Genomic DNA, 15977 nt, shown 5'->3' on the forward strand with positions numbered 1-15977 from the left:
CCGGCCGCCCGCGGCCCGGGGCGCTACTCCACCACCCGTACCAGGACCAGGCTGGTGTCGTCGTCGGTATTGCCGCGCGCCTCGGCGAGCAGCCGGTCGGCGATCGCGTCGAGGCCGGCGTCCGCGAGGGGTTCGAGGGACCGCATCAGCTGGGCCATCCCGTCGTCGAGCGAGCTGTGCCGGCGCTCGACGAGGCCGTCGGTGTACAGCACCAGCAGGTCCCCGGGGCGCAGCTCGGTGACGGTCTCCGCGTACGTCGCCGACGGCAGGGCTCCGAGCAGGATGTCGCCCGGCGTCTGCAGGAGCGAGGCGCGGCCCCCGCGGAGCAGGATCAGCGGCAGGTGCCCGGCGCTCGACCAGCGCAGCAGCCGCTGCTCGGGCTCGTACAGGGCGCAGGCGGCGGTCGCGGTGGGATTGCGCAGCGCCGCCATCGACACCTCGTTGAGCCAGCCCATCAGCCGGCCGGGCCCGGCCCCGGTGAACGCGAGCCCGCGCAGGGTGTTGCGCAGGGCGACCATGGCGGTGGCCGCCTCCACGCCGTGCCCCGCGATGTCGCCCACGGCCACCATCACCCGCCCGTCGGCGAGCGGCAGCACCTCGTACCAGTCGCCGCCCACCCGGTACTCGTGCGCGGCGGGCCGGTAGCGGGCCACGGCCTGCAGCCCGGGCAGTTCGACGGAGGCCGGCACCTCGGGGACGATGGCCCGCTGGAGCGTCCGGACGATCTCGTGGCGGGCCGCCGCCTGCGCCTCGACCACGGTCAGCTGGTCGTACGTCGCGCCCAGGGCCAGCTCGGTCAGGTACCGGGCGGAGACGTCGTGGAAGACGCCCGTCACGGCGACGGTGGCCGCTGCGCGCACGAGGGGCTCGGCGCTGATGCGGACGTAGCGGGTGCCGCCGTCGCCGCGGATCACCCGGACCAGGGTGTGCGACCCCTCCTGCCGGATCGTCAGGTCGTCCAGCAGTTCCGCGAGTCCCTCCTTGTCCTCCGGGTGGACCCGGGTCAGCAGTTCCCGCAGGGGGACGGCCGGCGCGTCCGGCGGCATGCCGAAGACGGAGTACGCCCGCTCGCTCCAGCGCACCGTCCCGGAGACGAGGTCCTCCTCGAACAGGGCGAGCTGTTCCAGGCGGTCCAGTACGCGGCGCAGCAGCCGGTCGGGGTCGTCCGCGGTGCGCCACAGCAGGACGGACCGGCCCGGGCCGACGGGCAGCGCCCGTACGTCGGTCAGCCCGCCCACGCCCCCGCCCGCCCCGTCGCCCGCGATCCGGTCGGTCTCGCGCGGCGCGGCGTCGGCGAGGGCCCGGGCGACGAGCCGTTCCAGGTCGGCGCAGTGCTCCGGCAGCACCTCGGCGAGGGGGCGCCCGACCGGCTCCGGGACGCCGGCGAGCAGCCGCTGCGCGACGGGGTTGGCGTGGGCGATGTGCCAGTCGGGGCCGGGGCCGGGGCGGTGCAGGAGGAGCGCCGCGGCGGTGAGGGAGTCCAGTACCGCAGCCAGCGGCGGGGAGGCGCCGGCGGTGTCGGCCGCGGCCGGGTCGGGGGCGGCGTCGAGGACGCGGGCCGCCGTGTCGGCCAGGGACTCCAGGGCGCGCCGCACGGTCGGGTCCAAGGAGACCGGCCCCGGCCAGGCGGCCAGCAGGACCCCGTCGACCGCTCCGTGGCGGCGCAGCGGCAGGACGGCCCGCGCGGCGCCGGGGGCGGGACCGGGCAGCGGCTCGCCGGGCGGCGGGCCGGCCGGGAACCAGCGGGGCTCGCCCTCCTCGCAGGCGGTGCGCAGGGCGCCGGGCAGGTGGGCCGGCAGCCACTGCCAGTACACGGCCTGGAAGGCGCTGCCGCCGGTCTGGGCGGCGAGCTGGAGGCAGTCCGTGGCGGTGCGCCGCCACAGCCACACCTCGCGGACGCCGAGGGGGGCGAGACCTCCCTCCAGCAGGGCCGCCGCGGCCTGTCCGACGGCCTCGGCGGCGCCGACGGCGGTGTCCGTACGCCGCAGCCGGCGGGCGGCGGCGGACGGCGGGGACGGGCGGGCGGCGGGGTCGGCGGGGGCGCCGGCGCTGGCGTTCACGATGTCCGCGGCGACGTCGAACACGCTCACCCGGGTGTCGGCGGCGAGCCGGCCCAGGTGCTCTGCCGCCTCGGCCGGGGAGACGCCGAGTTCGGCGACGAGGACGCCGGTGGCGAGGTCGCGCAGCCGGTGGTCCGCGCGGGCGGCCTGGAGCGCGGCGATCTCGCCGGTCAGCGCCCGTACGGCCCGGTGGAGTCGGCCGGCGTCGGACTCGCCGCCCGTGTCGGAACCGGTGTCCGTGCCGGTGCCGGTACCGGGCTCGGGGTCCCGGACCGGTTCGCCGGGGGCCTGGTGCATGTCACCCTCCGGAGGGTGTGGCGGCGTGGCCGACGGGGGCCCGGGCCGGATCGGACGCTGGGACGCCTGGGTCCGATTTTACCGTCGCGGCCGCCCGCCGACCGCGCGGCCCGCCCCCGTCAGCCCCGCTTGGCCCGCAGGAAGCGCTGGAGCCGCGTCCACGGCCAGGCGTTGACCACGTCGTCCTTGGTCAGCCAGCCGCGCTGCGCCGTGCCCACCCCGTACCGCAGGTACGGCAGGTGCACGGTGGCGTGGGCGTCGGAGTCCACCGCGAACTTCACCCCGTACCGCTTCGCCCGCAGGACGTCCTCGTCGCCGAGGTCGAGCCGCTCCGGGTGCGCGTTGATCTCCAGGGCGGTCCCGGTGCGCGCGCAGGCCTCGAAGACGGCGTCGAAGTCGGCGTCCACGCCCGGGCGCTTGCCGATCCGCCGGGTGGTGGGGTGCCCGATGACGGCGACGTACGGGTTCTCGCAGGCCCGCAGGAGCCGCGCGGTCATCTCCCGGCGGCTCTGGCCGAAGTGGGAGTGGACGGAGGCCACGCACAGGTCGAAGTCCGCGAGGAAGTTGTCCGGCCAGTCCAGGGCTCCGTCCGGGCCGATGTTGAGTTCGGTGCCGTGCAGCAGCCGCATGCCGTGCGCGGTGCGGTCCAGGGCGCGGACCTGCGCGCGCTGCGCGAGGATCTTCTCCCTGGTCATGCGCTGCATGAACAGGTCCGGGGCGTGGTCCGTCACCGCGTAGTAGGCGTACCCGCGGGCGGCCGCCGCGGCCACCATGTCTTCCAGGGAGGCGATTCCGTCGGTGAGGTCGGTGTGGGTGTGCAGGTCGCCCTTGATGTCGCGCTCGGTCAGCAGTTGGGGGAGCTCGCCCTGCAGCCCGGCCGCGATCTCCCCGCGGTCCTCGCGCAGGGTCGGCGGGATCCAGGGCAGGCCGAGGCGGGCGTAGACCTCCTCCTCGGTCTCGGAGGCGAGGCTGTCGCCGCTCTCGGCGTCGAAGAGCCCGTACTCGGACAGCTTGAGGCCGTGGCGGACGGCCAGCTCCCGGGTGCGGATGTTGTGGGCCTTGGAGCCGGTGAAGTACTGCAGTCCCGCGCCCCAGGAGGCGGGCGGCAGCACGCGCAGGTCGACCTGGACGCCGGCGGTGGTGCGCACGGAGGTCTTCTTGGCCCCGTGCGCGATGACCTCGGCGGTGTGCGGGAGGCGGGTGAGGGCCGTCATGAACGGCGCCGAGGCGTCGGCCGCGACCAGGACGTCGATGTCCCCGATGGTCTCGCGCATGCGGCGCAGCGAGCCGGCGTAGGTGCACCGCACGCAGCCGGGGATCCGCTCCAGCTCGGCGACGACCTCCTCGGCGAGCTCGGTGGCGGCGTCGAGCAGGATGCGGTCGCCGGACTGCCGGAGCAGTGCGATGCCGTGCAGGATGGCCTGCTCGGTGCGCTCGCCGAAGCCCTTCAGGTCGCGCAGCCGCTCCTGCTCGATCGCGGCCTCCAGCTGCGGTACGGAGGAGATCCCGAGCTCCCGGTGGAGCAGGAGGGCCTTGCGGGGGCCGAGGCCGGGGATGCGGGTGAGTTCGCGGACGCCGGCGGGGACGGCGGACCGGGAGGCGTCGATGTCGGGGACGTGCCCGGTCCGCAGGTACTCCACGACCTTGTCCGCGATGGACTTGCCCACGTTCGGGATCTCCCGCAGGCCCTTGGCGTCGAGCCCGGCGATGTCGACCGGGTGGCCGCCGATGGCGCGGGCGGCCTTCTCGTACGCGCGGGCCTTGAAGGCGTCCGCGCCGCTGATGGCGATCAGTTCGGCGTACTCCCGGAGCAGCGCCTCCACCTCTTCGTTGGCCCGGCTCATACCTCCAGGGTGCTCCCGCCCGTCGCTGCGGGCGCGCCGCAGGGCCAGGGGAACCGGCCGCCGGCCGGTTCCCCCGGCCCTGCGCGGTACGGCCGCCCCGGCGCGGAACGCCTGCCTGCCGGCAGGCGGGCGCCGGTCCGGGGCCGGCCTCCTCGGCGATGCGGTCCGCGGAGGGTCCCGACGGCCGCCCACCGCCACGGCGGCCCAGGCCGTCTCTTCCGGACCTTGCCTGACCCCCGCCGCCCGGCACCGCACCTCGCCGCGTTGGCGGTGCACCCGAGTACGTCCAGTACAAGGGCGCCCCGCCAACACGCCGATGCACGGCACCGGACGACGCGGGCTTGACCGGCAAGATCCGAAAGAGACGACCTAGGCTGGTGGCATGGACGGCGGTGCCGTTGCGCTCTTCCTGTGCGGTGACGTGATGCTGGGGCGCGGCGTGGACCAGATCCTGCCGCATCCGGGCGATCCGGAGCTGCGGGAGGGGTACGTCAAGGACGCCCGCGACTACGTGGGGCTGGCGGAAGCGGCGGGCGGGCGGCTGCCGCCCCTGCCGGTGGGCTTCGACTGGCCCTGGGGGGACGCGCTCGCGGTGCTCGATGCGGCCGCGCCCGACGTGCGGGTGGTCAATCTGGAGACCAGCGTGACCCGCAGCGGCGACTTCGCGCCCGGCAAGGCCGTGCACTACCGCATGAACCCCGAGAACCTGCCGTGTCTGGCGGCCGTCCGCCCCGACGTGTGCGTGCTGGCCAACAACCACGTCCTGGACTTCGGCCGGCGCGGGCTGCGCGAGACGCTGCGCACGCTGGCCCGGGCGGGCCTGGTGACGGCCGGGGCGGGGCAGCACGCGGAGGCGGCGGCCCGGCCCGCGGCCGTGCCCCTGGCGGGCGGCGGACGGGTGCTGGTCTTCTCGTTCGGGATGCCGTGCAGCGGCGTCCCGCCCGACTGGGCCGCGACCCGCGGCCGGGCGGGGGTCGCGTACGTCGCCGACCCGGCCGGGGCCGCCGCCCGCGGGATCGCCGCGCGGGTACGGGAGGAGAAGCGGCCCGGCGACATCGCGGTGGCCTCCGTCCACTGGGGCTCCAACTGGGGGTACGACGTCCCGCGCGACCGGATCGCCTTCGGCCGTGCCCTCGTCGACGCCGGCGTGGACGTCGTGCACGGCCACTCCTCGCACCATCCGCGGCCGCTGGAGCTGTACCGGGGCCGGCTGATCCTGTACGGCTGCGGGGACTTCATCGACGACTACGAGGGCATCAGCGGCTACGAGCGCTACCGCGACGACCTGCGCCTGGTGTACCTGGTCTCGGTGGACGCGGACTCGGGGCGGCTGCGCGGGCTGCGGATCACGGTGTTCCAGGCCCGGGCGATGCGGCTGCGGCACGCCTCGGCCGAGGACGCCGCCCGGGTCCGCGAGCTCCTCGGCCGGATCGGGTCGGGGGTGCGCGTACGCCGGGACAGCCACGACCCGCCGGACGCCTGGACCCTCGTACCGGCCTGAGGCGGCGCGGCGGTCCCCGGCGGTCGAACACCCGCCCCGGAGAGGCACCCTGGCCCCGTGTGCCCCGCGGCGGCACACTGAGCGTGACCGGCTCCGCAGACCGAGGAGGGCCCGTGCCCGTACCCCCCGCGCCGCCCGTACCGATCATCATCGACTGCGACCCGGGGCACGACGACGCCCTCGCGATCATGCTGGCGGCGGGTGACCCGGCCGTGGACCTCCTCGCGATCACGACGGTCGCGGGCAACCAGACGCTCGCCAAGACCACGCTGAACGCCCGCCGCGTCTGCACGGTCGCCGGGATCGCCGGCGTGCCCGTCGCGGCGGGCTGCGACCGGCCGCTCGTCCAGCCGCTGGACGTGGCGGACGACGTGCACGGCGCGTCCGGGCTCGACGGCCCGCGGTTCCCCGAGCCGACGGTCGGCGTGGCGCCCGAGCACGCCGTGGACCTCATCCACCGGATCCTGCGGGAGCACCCGGAACCAGTCACGCTCGTGCCGACCGCCCCGCTGACCAACATCGCGCTGCTGCTGACCCGTTATCCCGAGGACGCGGCCCGGATCCGCGAGATCGTCCTCATGGGGGGCTCCACGGAGCGCGGGAACCGCAACCCGGCGGCCGAGTTCAACATCCTGTCCGATCCGGAGGCCGCGGACATCGTCTTCCGCAGCGGCGTCCCGCTGACCATGTGCGGGCTCAACGTCACCCACCAGGCGCTCGCCACGCCCGAGGTGCTGGCCCGGTTCACCGGCCTGGGGACCGAACTCGGGCAGATCTGCGCCGACCTGCTGACGTACTTCGCGTCGACCTACCGCGAGCTGTGGGGCTTCCCGGATCCGCCGCTGCACGATCCCGTCGCCGTGGCCCGGGTGATCGACCCGGGGATCGTGCGCTGCGTGGAGGCCAACGTCGTCGTGGAACTCCGGGGCCGCTACACGCGCGGCGCGACCGTCGTCGACCTCCACCGCCGCACGGGCCGGCCGGTGAACGCACGGGTGGCGACGACCCTGGACGCCGACCGGTTCTGGGACCGGGTCGTCACCGCCGTGTGCGCACTCGGCCGCCGCGCGGAGCGGATCGGGGTCCGTCCGGCCGAGGGACCCTAGCCGAGGGTGATGTTGTCGCCCTCGACGGTGATCTTGGCCGCGGGCAGGGGGCGGCTCGCGGGGCCGCCCGCCACCGATCCGTCGGAGATCTTGAACAGGCTCTGGTGGCAGGGGCAGACGATGTTCTGGTCCTTCACCGAGCCCACCAGGCAGCCCTGGTGCGTGCAGGTCGCCGAGAAGGCCTTGAACTGGCCCGCCGCGGGCTGGGTGACCACCACCTTCTGCTCCTTGAACACCTTGCCGCCGCCGACCGGTATGTCCGCGGTGCGCGCGAGGACCTGGCCGCCGCCCGCGGGCGCCGCCGCCCCGCCGGTGCTGCCCGAGGGGGTGCCCTGGCCGCCGTTCTGCGCGCCGCCCTGGGCACCGTCCGCTGCACCCGGGGCGTCCGAACCGCCGTCGGCGCCGCAGCCGCTCAGGGCGGCGCCCGCCAGTGTGGCGGCGCCCGCCGCGAGTACCGTGCGCCGGCGCGTCGTGTCGCCCATGATCGTGTCTCCTTCTCGTCCCGGAAGCGGACCGGGGCATCACGTGCGCTCCCCGGTCCCAGCAGGAACACGCTAGGGCGTGGCGAACGGTTCGACGGACGGGTTGTCCATTTCGATCAAACCCTGTCCGCCCGGCCGCGGGACGGGCGTCAGGCCAGCTCCGCGGGGAGCTGCGGGTGCACGGTGAAGAGGCCCCTCGCGCCGGTGATCTCGAACATGCGCGCCACCGGGGGCCTCAGGCCGGCCAACTCCAGGGCGGTACCGGCCGCCTTGGCGTCCAGCCGGCCCTTCAGCAGGATGTTGAGCCCGGTCGAATCGCAGAACACCAGTCCGGTGCAGTCGACCACGATCCGCTCGACGCCGCCCTGGCCGAGCGCCTGGTCGAGGGCCCTGCGCAGCGGCTCGGGGCTGTCGTGGTCCAGCTCCCCCACCGTGACCACGACGACGACGCCGCCGCGGCGGCGGAGCGTCGCCGTCAGTCCGGGCCCCTCACCGCCGCCGTCCGTGCCGTACGCGTCCACTGCCATGCGGTCTCCGGTTCCGTTCCGGCCTCTGCACACCCCTCCGCGACGATACGCCCCGCAGCCCCCGCCCGCCGGGCGGCGCGGCGGGGACGGCGGGGCGGCGGGGCGGCGGATCCGCGTTGCGCGGGCCCGGCCCACGGGGCAGGGTCGAGGGGGCGGTCCGGTCGACGAGGAGGAGCAGACGATGCCGATTGCCACGGTCAACCCCGCGACGGGCGAGACGGTACGCACCTTCGAGCCGCTGGGGCCCGACGCCGTCGAGCGGTGCCTCGCCGACGCCGCGCAGGCCTTCGCCTCGTACCGCACCACGGGCTTCGCGGAGCGGGCGGCGCTGCTGCAGCGGGCCGCGGACCTGCTGGAGGCGGAGAACGAGGACATCGCCCGGACCATGACCCTCGAGATGGGCAAGCCGCTCGCGGCGGCCCGGGCCGAGGCCGCCAAATGCGTGAAGGCCATGCGCTGGTACGCCGACCGCGCGGAGGCGCTGCTCGCCGACGAGCACCCCGCCGAGACCGACGTGCGCGACAGCGGGGCCGCGGCCGTCCGGACCCACTACCGGCCGCTGGGGGTGGTCCTCGCGGTCATGCCGTGGAACTTCCCCCTCTGGCAGGTGGTGCGGTTCGCGGCGCCCGCCCTGATGGCGGGGAACGTCGGGCTGCTCAAGCACGCGTCGAACGTGCCGCAGACGGCCGTCTACCTGGGCGGGCTCTTCGAGCGGGCCGGTTTCCCGCACGGCTGCTTCCAGACCCTGCTGATCGGTTCGGACGCCGTGGAGGCGGTGCTGCGCGACCCCCGGGTCGCCGCGGCGACGCTGACGGGCAGTGAGCCGGCCGGCCGGGCCGTCGCTTCGGCGGCGGGCGACGAGGTGAAGAAGACGGTCCTGGAGCTGGGCGGCAGCGATCCGTACATCGTGATGCCCTCGGCCGACATCGAGCGGGCCGTGCGGACGGCGATCACCGCCCGCGTGCAGAACAACGGGCAGTCCTGCATCGCGGCCAAGCGGTTCATCGTGCACGACGACGTCTACGACGCGTTCGCGGAGCGGTTCACCGCCGGGATGAAGGCCCTCAGCATCGGCGACCCGGTGCTGGACTCCACCGACGTGGGCCCGCTCGCCACCGAGAAGGGCCGCGCCGACCTCGAGGAGCTCGTCGACGACGCGGTGCGGGCCGGGGCGGACGTGCTGTGCGGCGGACGGCGCCCGCCGGGGCTGGAGCGGGGCTGGTACTACGAGCCCACCGTGCTCGCCGGGATCACCCCGGACATGCGCATCGATCTGGAGGAGACCTTCGGGCCGGTGGCCACGCTGTACCGGGTGGCGGACCTCGACGAGGCCGTGGAGCGGGCCAACCACACGCCGTTCGGGCTCAGCTCGAACGTGTGGACGCGCAGCGACGAGGACATCGCCCGGTTCGTCCGCGACCTGCAGGCGGGCGGCATCTACATCAACGGCATGACCGCCTCGCACCCCGCCCTGCCGTTTGGCGGCGTCAAGCGCTCGGGGTACGGGCGGGAGCTGTCGGGGCACGGGATCCGCGAGTTCTGCAACGTCACCACCGTCTGGCAGGCGCCGGCCTGAGCCACCACCGCCTGGCAGGCGCCGGCCCGAGCCACCACCGCCTGGCAGGCGCCGGCCCGAGCCCGGGCCGCCGCCCCGGTGACCCGGGCAGCCGCCGCCGAACTGCTGAACCGCGGCGCCGGAACGCGTCGGACGGCCGCCGAGGGGGCACGCAGCACGGGTGAGACCTGTCGAAACCTCCGAGGGCCCCGAAGGCCCCGAGGCCTGCGCAGCGCCCCCGGCGGCGGACGGCCGGGGCCCGGCCGGCTCCCGGCGGGCCCTGCTCGCCGCGTGCGTCGGCAACCTCGTCGAGTGGTACGAGTTCGGGGTCTACGGCTGCCTGGTCACGGTCCTCGCGGAGAACTTCTTCGCCTCCGGCGCGGTCGGCACGGGCGGGGCCGCCGCGCTGGTCGCGACGTACGCCTCCTTCGCGCTGGCGTTCTTCTTCCGGCCGGCCGGGGCCCTGCTGTTCGGGCGGCTCGGTGACCGGCTCGGCCGGCGGCCCGCGCTCGTCGCCTCCGTCACCGTCATGACCCTGGCCACCACGGCCATCGGGCTGCTGCCGACCCGGGCCGCGATCGGCGCGGCCGCCCCCGTGCTCCTGACGGTCCTGCGGGTGCTCCAGGGGCTCTCCGCGGGCGGCGAGTTCGGCGGCGCGGTCTCCGTCATGACCGAGACCGCCCCCGTGGGCCGGCGCGGCCGGCACGGGGCCTGGCAGTCCTTCACCGTCGCGCTCGGCCTGCTCACCGGCGCCTCCACGGCCGCGGCGCTCGCGACGGCGCTGCCCGCCGACGCCCTGTACGGGTGGGGATGGCGGGTCCCGTTCCTGCTGGCCCTGCCGCTGGGCGCGGTCGCGCTGTGGCTGCGTACGGGGCTGGCGGAGCCGGAGGCGCCCCCGCGGGCGGGCCCGGGCGCGGCAGCGGCCCTGCCGCCGCCGCGGCCCGCGGAGCTGGCGCGCGCCGTGGTGCTGGGCATCGGCCGGGTGATGGGCTGGTCGGCGGCCGGGTACGCCTTCCTCGTGGTCCTGCCGGCGCATCTGCAGGCGGCGCTGGGCGCGTCCGTACGGGAGGCGCTGCTGGCGACGGCGCTGGCGAACCTGGGCTTCGCGGCCTCGATCCTGCCCGCCGGGGCGCTCAGCGACCGGGTCGGCCGGCGGCCGGTGATGCTGGGCGGCGCCCTGTCGGTGGTGGTGCTCGCCGTCCCGCTGCTGCACCTGCTCCAGTCGCCGTCGGTGCCCCTGGGGGCCAAGGCGGGGGCGGTGCTGCTCGCGGGCGCCCTGGTCGGCCTGATGGCCGGGCCCGGTCCGGCCATGCTCGCCGAGATGTTCCCCCGCTCGGTGCGCTGCACCGGCCTGGGTGTGGCGTACGCGCTGGCCAACGCGGCCTTCTCGGGATGCGCCGGACTCGTCATCACCGCCCTGACCGCCCGGACGGGAGACCACTCCGTGCCCGCCTACTACGCCGCCGGCGCCTGCGCGCTGAGCTCGCTGGCGCTGCTGACCCTGCGCGGCGACGACCACCGGGAGCCGCTGCGATGAGGGTGATCGGTCTGATGTCGGGGACCTCGTACGACGCCGTCGACGCCGCGGCGGCCGACCTGGAGCTGTCCGCGGAGGACGGCACGCTGCACCTGACCCCGCTGGGCATGGTCAGCGCCCCCTACCCCGGCGACGTACGGGAGGCGCTCGCCGCTGCCCTGCCGCCCGCGCCGACGACCCTGGCCGACGTGTGCCGCCTCGACACCCGGATCGGGCAGGCCTTCGCGGCCGCGGCGGCCCGCGCCGACCGGGAGCTGTGCGGGGGGCGGGCCGAGCTGGTCGCCTCGCACGGGCAGACGGTGTTCCACTGGGCCGAGGACGGGCGGGTGCACGGCACGCTCCAGCTGGGCGAGCCGGCCTGGATCGCCGAGGGCAGCGGCTGCCCCGTGGTCTCCGGATTCCGGCCGCGCGACGTCGCGGCGGGCGGGCAGGGCGCCCCGCTGGTGAGCCTGGTCGACCTGATGCTGCTGCGGGGGCGGCCCGGGGTGCCCGCCGCCCTGAACATCGGCGGGATCGCCAACCTGACGGTGCTGCCGGCCGCCGGCGAGCCGCTGGCCTTCGACACCGGGCCCGGGAACGCCCTGATGGACGCCGCGGTCCGGGAGGCGACCGGCGGGCGGCTCGCGTACGACGAGGGCGGCGCGATCGCCGCTGCGGGGCGGGTCCACGAACCGCTGCTGCGGCGGCTGCTCGCGGAGCCGTACTACCGGCTTGCGCCGCCCCGGACCACCGGCAAGGAGCTGTTCCACGCGGGCTACCTGCGGGCGCACCTGGCCGGGTGCGACAGCGCCCCGGCGCCGCAGGACCTGGTCGCGACGCTGACCCGGCTGACCGCCCGCACCGTGGCCGAGGCGCTGCGGCCGCTGCGGGCGACGGAGGTGTTCGTGTCGGGCGGCGGCGTGCGCAACCCGGTGCTGATGCGGATGCTCCGCGACGAGCTGGCCTGGGCGGCGGTGCGCCCGTCGGACGAGCTGGGGCTGCCGGCCGCGGCGAAGGAGGCGTACGCGTTCGCCGTCCTGGGCTACCTCACCCTCCACGGGCTGCCGGGCAACGCCCCGCGGTGCACCGGAGCGGCCGGGCCGCGCGTCCTGGGGTCGCTGACCCCGGGCAGCCGTCCGCTGCGGCTGCCCGAGCCGCCGGTGCGCGCCCCGCGGGCGCTGGCGGTGCGGGAGCCGGCGGGCGGGTGGGGGGCGGCGCGCGGCTGACGGGGCGGCGCGCGGTGGGGCGCGGTGGGGCGCGTCAGAGCGGGGCGGGGTCGAGGAGGTGGGGGCCGTTGTTGCGGACGCTGTTGACGGCCGTGGACACCGGGCGCGCCTCCAGGCGGCCGCCGGCCGGGGTGTGGAGCAGGGCGCGCAGGGCCTGGACGTCCTGGTGGGCGGGGTCGAGCCAGGCCGCGTAGTCGCCGGGGTCCAGGGCCAGCGGCATCCGGGGGTGGATGCGGCCCGCCGCGTCCTCCGCCTCGGTGGTGATGATCGTGGCGGTGGCGAGCCAGGCGGCCGGATCGTCGTCGTCGGCCACGGACGGGTCGCGCCAGAACTCGTACAGCCCGGCCATGGCCATCACCCCGGCGTCCTCGGGGGTGATGAAGTACGGCTGCTTGTAGGCCTTCGCCCCGGCGGTGGCGGGCACGGACTGCCACTCGTAGAAGCCGTCGGCGGGCAGCAGGCAGCGGCGCCGCGTGAAGGCCCGGCGGAAGGCCGGCTTCTCGTGGACCGTCTCCACCCGGGCGTTGATCATCCTGGCGCCGCCGGAGGCGTCCTTGGACCAGGAGGGGACCAGGCCCCAGCGCAGGGGGCGCAGGCGCCGCTCGACGGCCCCGGTGGCGCGGTCCGGGCGTTCCAGGACGGCCCAGACCGGGTCGGTGGGGGCGACGTTCCAGCTGGGGGCGAGGGCCTCCCGGGGGTCCCATCCGGCCTCGAACAGGCCGGCCAGGTCCTCGGGGGCACGGGAGGAGGCGTACCGGCCGCACATGGCATCCACTGTGCCATCCCGGCGGCTGCGGTGGCGGCAACGACGGCAGGCGGCCCGCGGGGGCAGGAGCCTGGTGCGCGGCGGGTCCTGGTCCTGGTGCGGGTCCGGGTCCGGTGCCGCGGGCGCGGGGAACAAGGAGGGGTACGTGCCCGCAGCCACCGGGGCGGCCGCCCGGGCCGCTCACCGCAGGCGGTCGCCGTCTCCAGCGTAGGCCGCGAACGCCCCGCAGCGACACCCGTAGGGGACCGCCGGCCCGCCCGGACCCCCGATCGCGCGCCCGAGCTGGCGCGGGCCAGGGGCCCGGGCGAGCATCGGGGCATGGAGACCACCTCGTTCGCCGAGATCGACGCCCTGGTCCGCGACGGCAAGGTCGTCATGTCCGCGGACGACGGCACGGTCGTCGCCGCGGTACAGGACGCCCTGCGCGCCGGCCGCTCCGTGACCTTCTACCTCTCCCGCGCCCAGGCCGCGGCGGTCAAGGCCTGGTACTGGACGCCCCGGCGGGTCGAGAACCGCGGCATGGAGCCGGTGTCCCGCGAGGAGCGGGAGCGGATCACCTCGGAGCTCGGCATCAAGGACATCGGGCCGGCCCACTCCAACCGGATCACGTGCGCGTGCGGCGCGCAGTACGGGGCCTTCGAGTTCATCGAGCAGGGCATCGCCGAGCACGGGCGGCAGACCGTCGACGCCGTGCTGGACCTGGAGCACGCCTACGTCCTGCGGGTGAACCCGGTGACGCCCGCCGTCTGCTCCGTCTGCCGCACCACCGTGATCGTCGGCCACGAGTACGACATGGCGAGCAGGTACGGCTGCTCCCGCTCCGAGGGCACCGTCGCCCTGTGAGCCGGCGGCGCCGGGACGGCCCGGGCCGCAGGCTGGGAGACGAACTCCTCATCGCCGTAGCGCACCCCGGCGCTGTCCCAGTCGACGCCGAGCCCGGTGACGAACCGCCGCGCCAGGGGCAGTTCGGTGAGCGGGGCCACGAGGACGAGGCGGCCGTCGAGGGTCACCGAGGCGCCGCCGAGCCGTTCCCGGGCCTCGGGGTCGGCGAGCAGGGCCTCGCGCAGCCGGGCCGCGGAGACGCCGGCGGCCTCGATCTCGACCGCGTCGGTCTCCGGGGCGGTGCGCGACAGGCAGCGGAAGGTCAGGACCGCCTCCTGGTCGTGACTCTTGCGGACCGTCTCGGCGAGCTGGTGCAGACCGTCCGCGCCCACCCGGTCGACGCCGAACCTCCGGGAGCGCTCGTACGTGGTCTGCTGCAGGTCGCCGGACCAGAACACCCCGTCGAGCAGGGTCGAGCCGTGCGGGGTCGCCCCGTGGGCGCGGATGATGGTGCGGACCTCCCGGTCGAAGACCCTCAGCCGGTCCTTCAGCCGGGGGTCGTCCGGGTCCGTGATGACCGCGGTGTTGTCGGTCGCGAACAGCTCGCCCGCCGCCGGGCAGTCGCGTGCCTCGGGAGCGGCCTGTGCGCTTCCCGCACCCGCCGCCCCGAGGACCAGGACGCCGACCGCCACCAGCACACCCAGCCGCTGCCTCATCCCCGCACTCCCCGTCCGTGGCCGCACCGTGCTGCGCCCGGCGGCGCACGCCCCTCACGGTAGGGCGTGTGACGGGCTCTCCACTGCCGTGACGCCGCGGTTGACCGGAAAGGGTGAGGTGAGGGCTGTGTCCGGCCGCCGCCGTGCGCGTGGTTCCCCCCGCGCGCCCCGCCCGCGCCGGTCCGCTCCGGGCGGGCGTGCGGGGCCTGCGCCGGTCGTGGACCGCCGGGGCCTGGGGGCCGGGGCGAGGCTCTCACGGCCCCGTCATGGCCTGGCCGCCGATGTCGGCGGCCCCCGCCAGCTGGCCCGTCCACCACTCCTGCGCCGCGCGGTGGTCCAGCGACGCCCAGGCCGGGGTCTGCTCCACCTGGGCCCGGCCCAGCCGACGCGCCAGCGCGACCAGCTCCCGGCCCGCCGGGCCGCGCGCGGCCTGGTAGGCGGAGGTCAGCTCGGCCCAGGAGCCTGCCGCCCGCCAGGCGCTCTCGAAGGCGCTGGCGTCCTGGAGGGCCTTGGCGGCGCCGCTGGTGTTGTGCGGGCGGACCACGGTGGCCGCGTCCCCGGCGAGCAGCAGGCGCCCGGCCGCGATGCGTTCGGCGTCCAGGTCGTACAGCGGCTGGACGATGGTGTCCTGCGGCTCCGTCAGCCGCAGCACCCGGGCCCAGTGGGGCGGGAACCGCCGCTCCAGCAGCTCGCCGAGGTGGGCCCGGAGCTCCTCGGTCACGCGGCCCGGCGGGAAGCTCGTGGGGTCGTCGTACGGCAGCCGGCCGGCCTGCGGCGGCGTGGCGTACAGGACCCAGTTGACCCGCAGGCCCTCCGGGCCGGGGATGCGGTAGACCACGCAGCTCCCGCCGGGGAAGCAGACGGTCGTCACCGCGTCCGGGGACCAGTGCCCGGCGCCCGCCTCGGGGAGGCGGGCGGCGTCGAAGTTTCCGCGCCAGCAGACGTATCCGGCGTACTGCGGGCGGGACTTCGGGGAGAGGGCCTCGCGCACCACCGAGCGGTAGCCGTCGGCGCCGACGACCAGGTCGTACCGTTCGACGCCGCCGTCGGCCAGCCGTACCTCGGCGGCCCCCTGGGCACCGTCTGCCCCGTTCGCCCCGTCCGCCCCGTCCGTCCTGTCCGTCCCGTCGGCCACCTCCGACACGGCCGCGCCCTGGCGGTAGGCCACCGAGTCCGGCGTCGCCTCCCGCAGGCCCCGCCACAGCAGACCCCAGTGGTAGGAGTGGAACGGGAAGGGCTGCTCCCAGAACGTCCGGCCGGCCGGGCCCGCCGCGTCGTCGCGCACCACCCAGGTGCGCCGGGTCAGCGGGTGCGCGGGGATCCCGGCGGGAAGGGCGCCGGTCGCGGTGAGTTCGGCGGCCCGCTCGTCGTGGATGCACAGTCCGACGCCGCGGTCGGCGAGCCGGCCGCGGGTGCGTTCCAGGACGAGCACCTCGTCGGCCCCCGCGCGCGCCGCCGCCGAGGCGAACGCGCAGCCCGCGATGCTCCCTCCGACCACCGCCACCGTTCCGCCCCGCATGGCCGCTCCCTCCGCGCACGTCCCCGTGTGGCCCGGTCCG

General features: G+C 76.3%; 12 protein-coding genes. 6 read left to right on the forward strand and 6 right to left on the reverse strand.

Features of this window, described 5'->3' with window-relative positions; translation table 11 throughout:
- Window positions 1-23: 23 nt before the first annotated feature.
- Together AB0953_RS13990 and polX are read right to left on the reverse strand one after the other, a co-directional pair.
- Complete coding sequence (locus AB0953_RS13990) at window positions 24-2357, reverse strand: SpoIIE family protein phosphatase (RefSeq protein WP_366859685.1); 2334 nt, start codon at window positions 2355-2357, stop codon at window positions 24-26.
- Between the two features lie 119 nt (window positions 2358-2476).
- Window positions 2477-4201, reverse strand: a complete 1725-nt coding sequence (polX, locus tag AB0953_RS13995) for a DNA polymerase/3'-5' exonuclease PolX (RefSeq protein ID WP_366859686.1) — start codon at window positions 4199-4201, stop codon at window positions 2477-2479.
- Between the two features lie 382 nt (window positions 4202-4583).
- Here polX and AB0953_RS14000 point away from each other — a divergent pair, with 382 nt between their 5' ends.
- Window positions 4584-5702 carry a CapA family protein gene (locus AB0953_RS14000; protein WP_366859687.1) on the forward strand — a complete coding sequence of 373 codons (1119 nt, stop codon included), beginning with the start codon at window positions 4584-4586 and terminating at the stop codon, window positions 5700-5702.
- 113 nt (window positions 5703-5815) lie between these two features.
- Window positions 5816-6808, forward strand: a complete 993-nt coding sequence (locus AB0953_RS14005; protein ID WP_366859688.1) for a nucleoside hydrolase — start codon at window positions 5816-5818, stop codon at window positions 6806-6808.
- Here the strand turns inward: AB0953_RS14005 and AB0953_RS14010 are convergent.
- Both AB0953_RS14010 and AB0953_RS14015 read right to left on the reverse strand, forming a co-directional pair.
- Window positions 6805-7290: a Rieske (2Fe-2S) protein gene (locus AB0953_RS14010; RefSeq protein ID WP_366859689.1), complete on the reverse strand. Its 486-nt coding sequence runs from the start codon at window positions 7288-7290 to the stop codon at window positions 6805-6807. The two genes, AB0953_RS14005 and AB0953_RS14010, sit on opposite strands and share 4 nt — an antisense overlap.
- Window positions 7291-7439: 149 nt before the next feature.
- Window positions 7440-7817 (reverse strand): STAS domain-containing protein, encoded by a 378-nt coding sequence (locus tag AB0953_RS14015; protein WP_366859690.1) that lies wholly within the window; start codon window positions 7815-7817, stop codon window positions 7440-7442.
- 181 nt (window positions 7818-7998) lie between these two features.
- On the opposite strand from AB0953_RS14015, the gene AB0953_RS14020 reads away from it, so the two are divergent.
- From AB0953_RS14020 to AB0953_RS14030, 3 genes are all read left to right on the forward strand, one after another.
- Window positions 7999-9393, forward strand: coding sequence for an NADP-dependent succinic semialdehyde dehydrogenase (locus AB0953_RS14020; protein WP_366859691.1), 1395 nt, complete (start codon window positions 7999-8001; stop codon window positions 9391-9393).
- Between the two features lie 259 nt (window positions 9394-9652).
- Window positions 9653-10909, forward strand: coding sequence for an MFS transporter (locus AB0953_RS14025; RefSeq protein WP_366859759.1), 1257 nt, complete (start codon window positions 9653-9655; stop codon window positions 10907-10909).
- Entirely contained in the window at window positions 10906-12114 is a 1209-nt protein-coding gene (locus AB0953_RS14030) for an anhydro-N-acetylmuramic acid kinase (RefSeq protein WP_366859692.1), read from the forward strand. Before AB0953_RS14025 ends, AB0953_RS14030 begins: the two co-directional genes overlap by 4 nt.
- A 34-nt stretch (window positions 12115-12148) precedes the next feature.
- Here AB0953_RS14030 and AB0953_RS14035 read toward each other — a convergent pair whose 3' ends face one another.
- On the reverse strand, window positions 12149-12880 hold the full coding sequence (locus AB0953_RS14035; RefSeq protein WP_366859693.1) for an SOS response-associated peptidase: 732 nt from the start codon (window positions 12878-12880) through the stop codon (window positions 12149-12151).
- Window positions 12881-13198: 318 nt separating this feature from the next.
- On the opposite strand from AB0953_RS14035, the gene AB0953_RS14040 reads away from it, so the two are divergent.
- On the forward strand, window positions 13199-13723 hold the full coding sequence (locus tag AB0953_RS14040; RefSeq protein ID WP_366859694.1) for a hypothetical protein: 525 nt from the start codon (window positions 13199-13201) through the stop codon (window positions 13721-13723).
- Window positions 13724-14671: 948 nt separating this feature from the next.
- On the opposite strand, the gene AB0953_RS14045 is transcribed toward AB0953_RS14040, so the two are convergent.
- Complete coding sequence (locus AB0953_RS14045) at window positions 14672-15937, reverse strand: FAD-dependent monooxygenase (RefSeq protein ID WP_366859695.1); 1266 nt, start codon at window positions 15935-15937, stop codon at window positions 14672-14674.
- Window positions 15938-15977: the final 40 nt, after the last annotated feature.

It is taken from the genome of Streptomyces sp. NPDC046866 (assembly GCF_040704625.1).
Classification (GTDB): Bacteria; Actinomycetota; Actinomycetes; order Streptomycetales; family Streptomycetaceae; genus Streptomyces.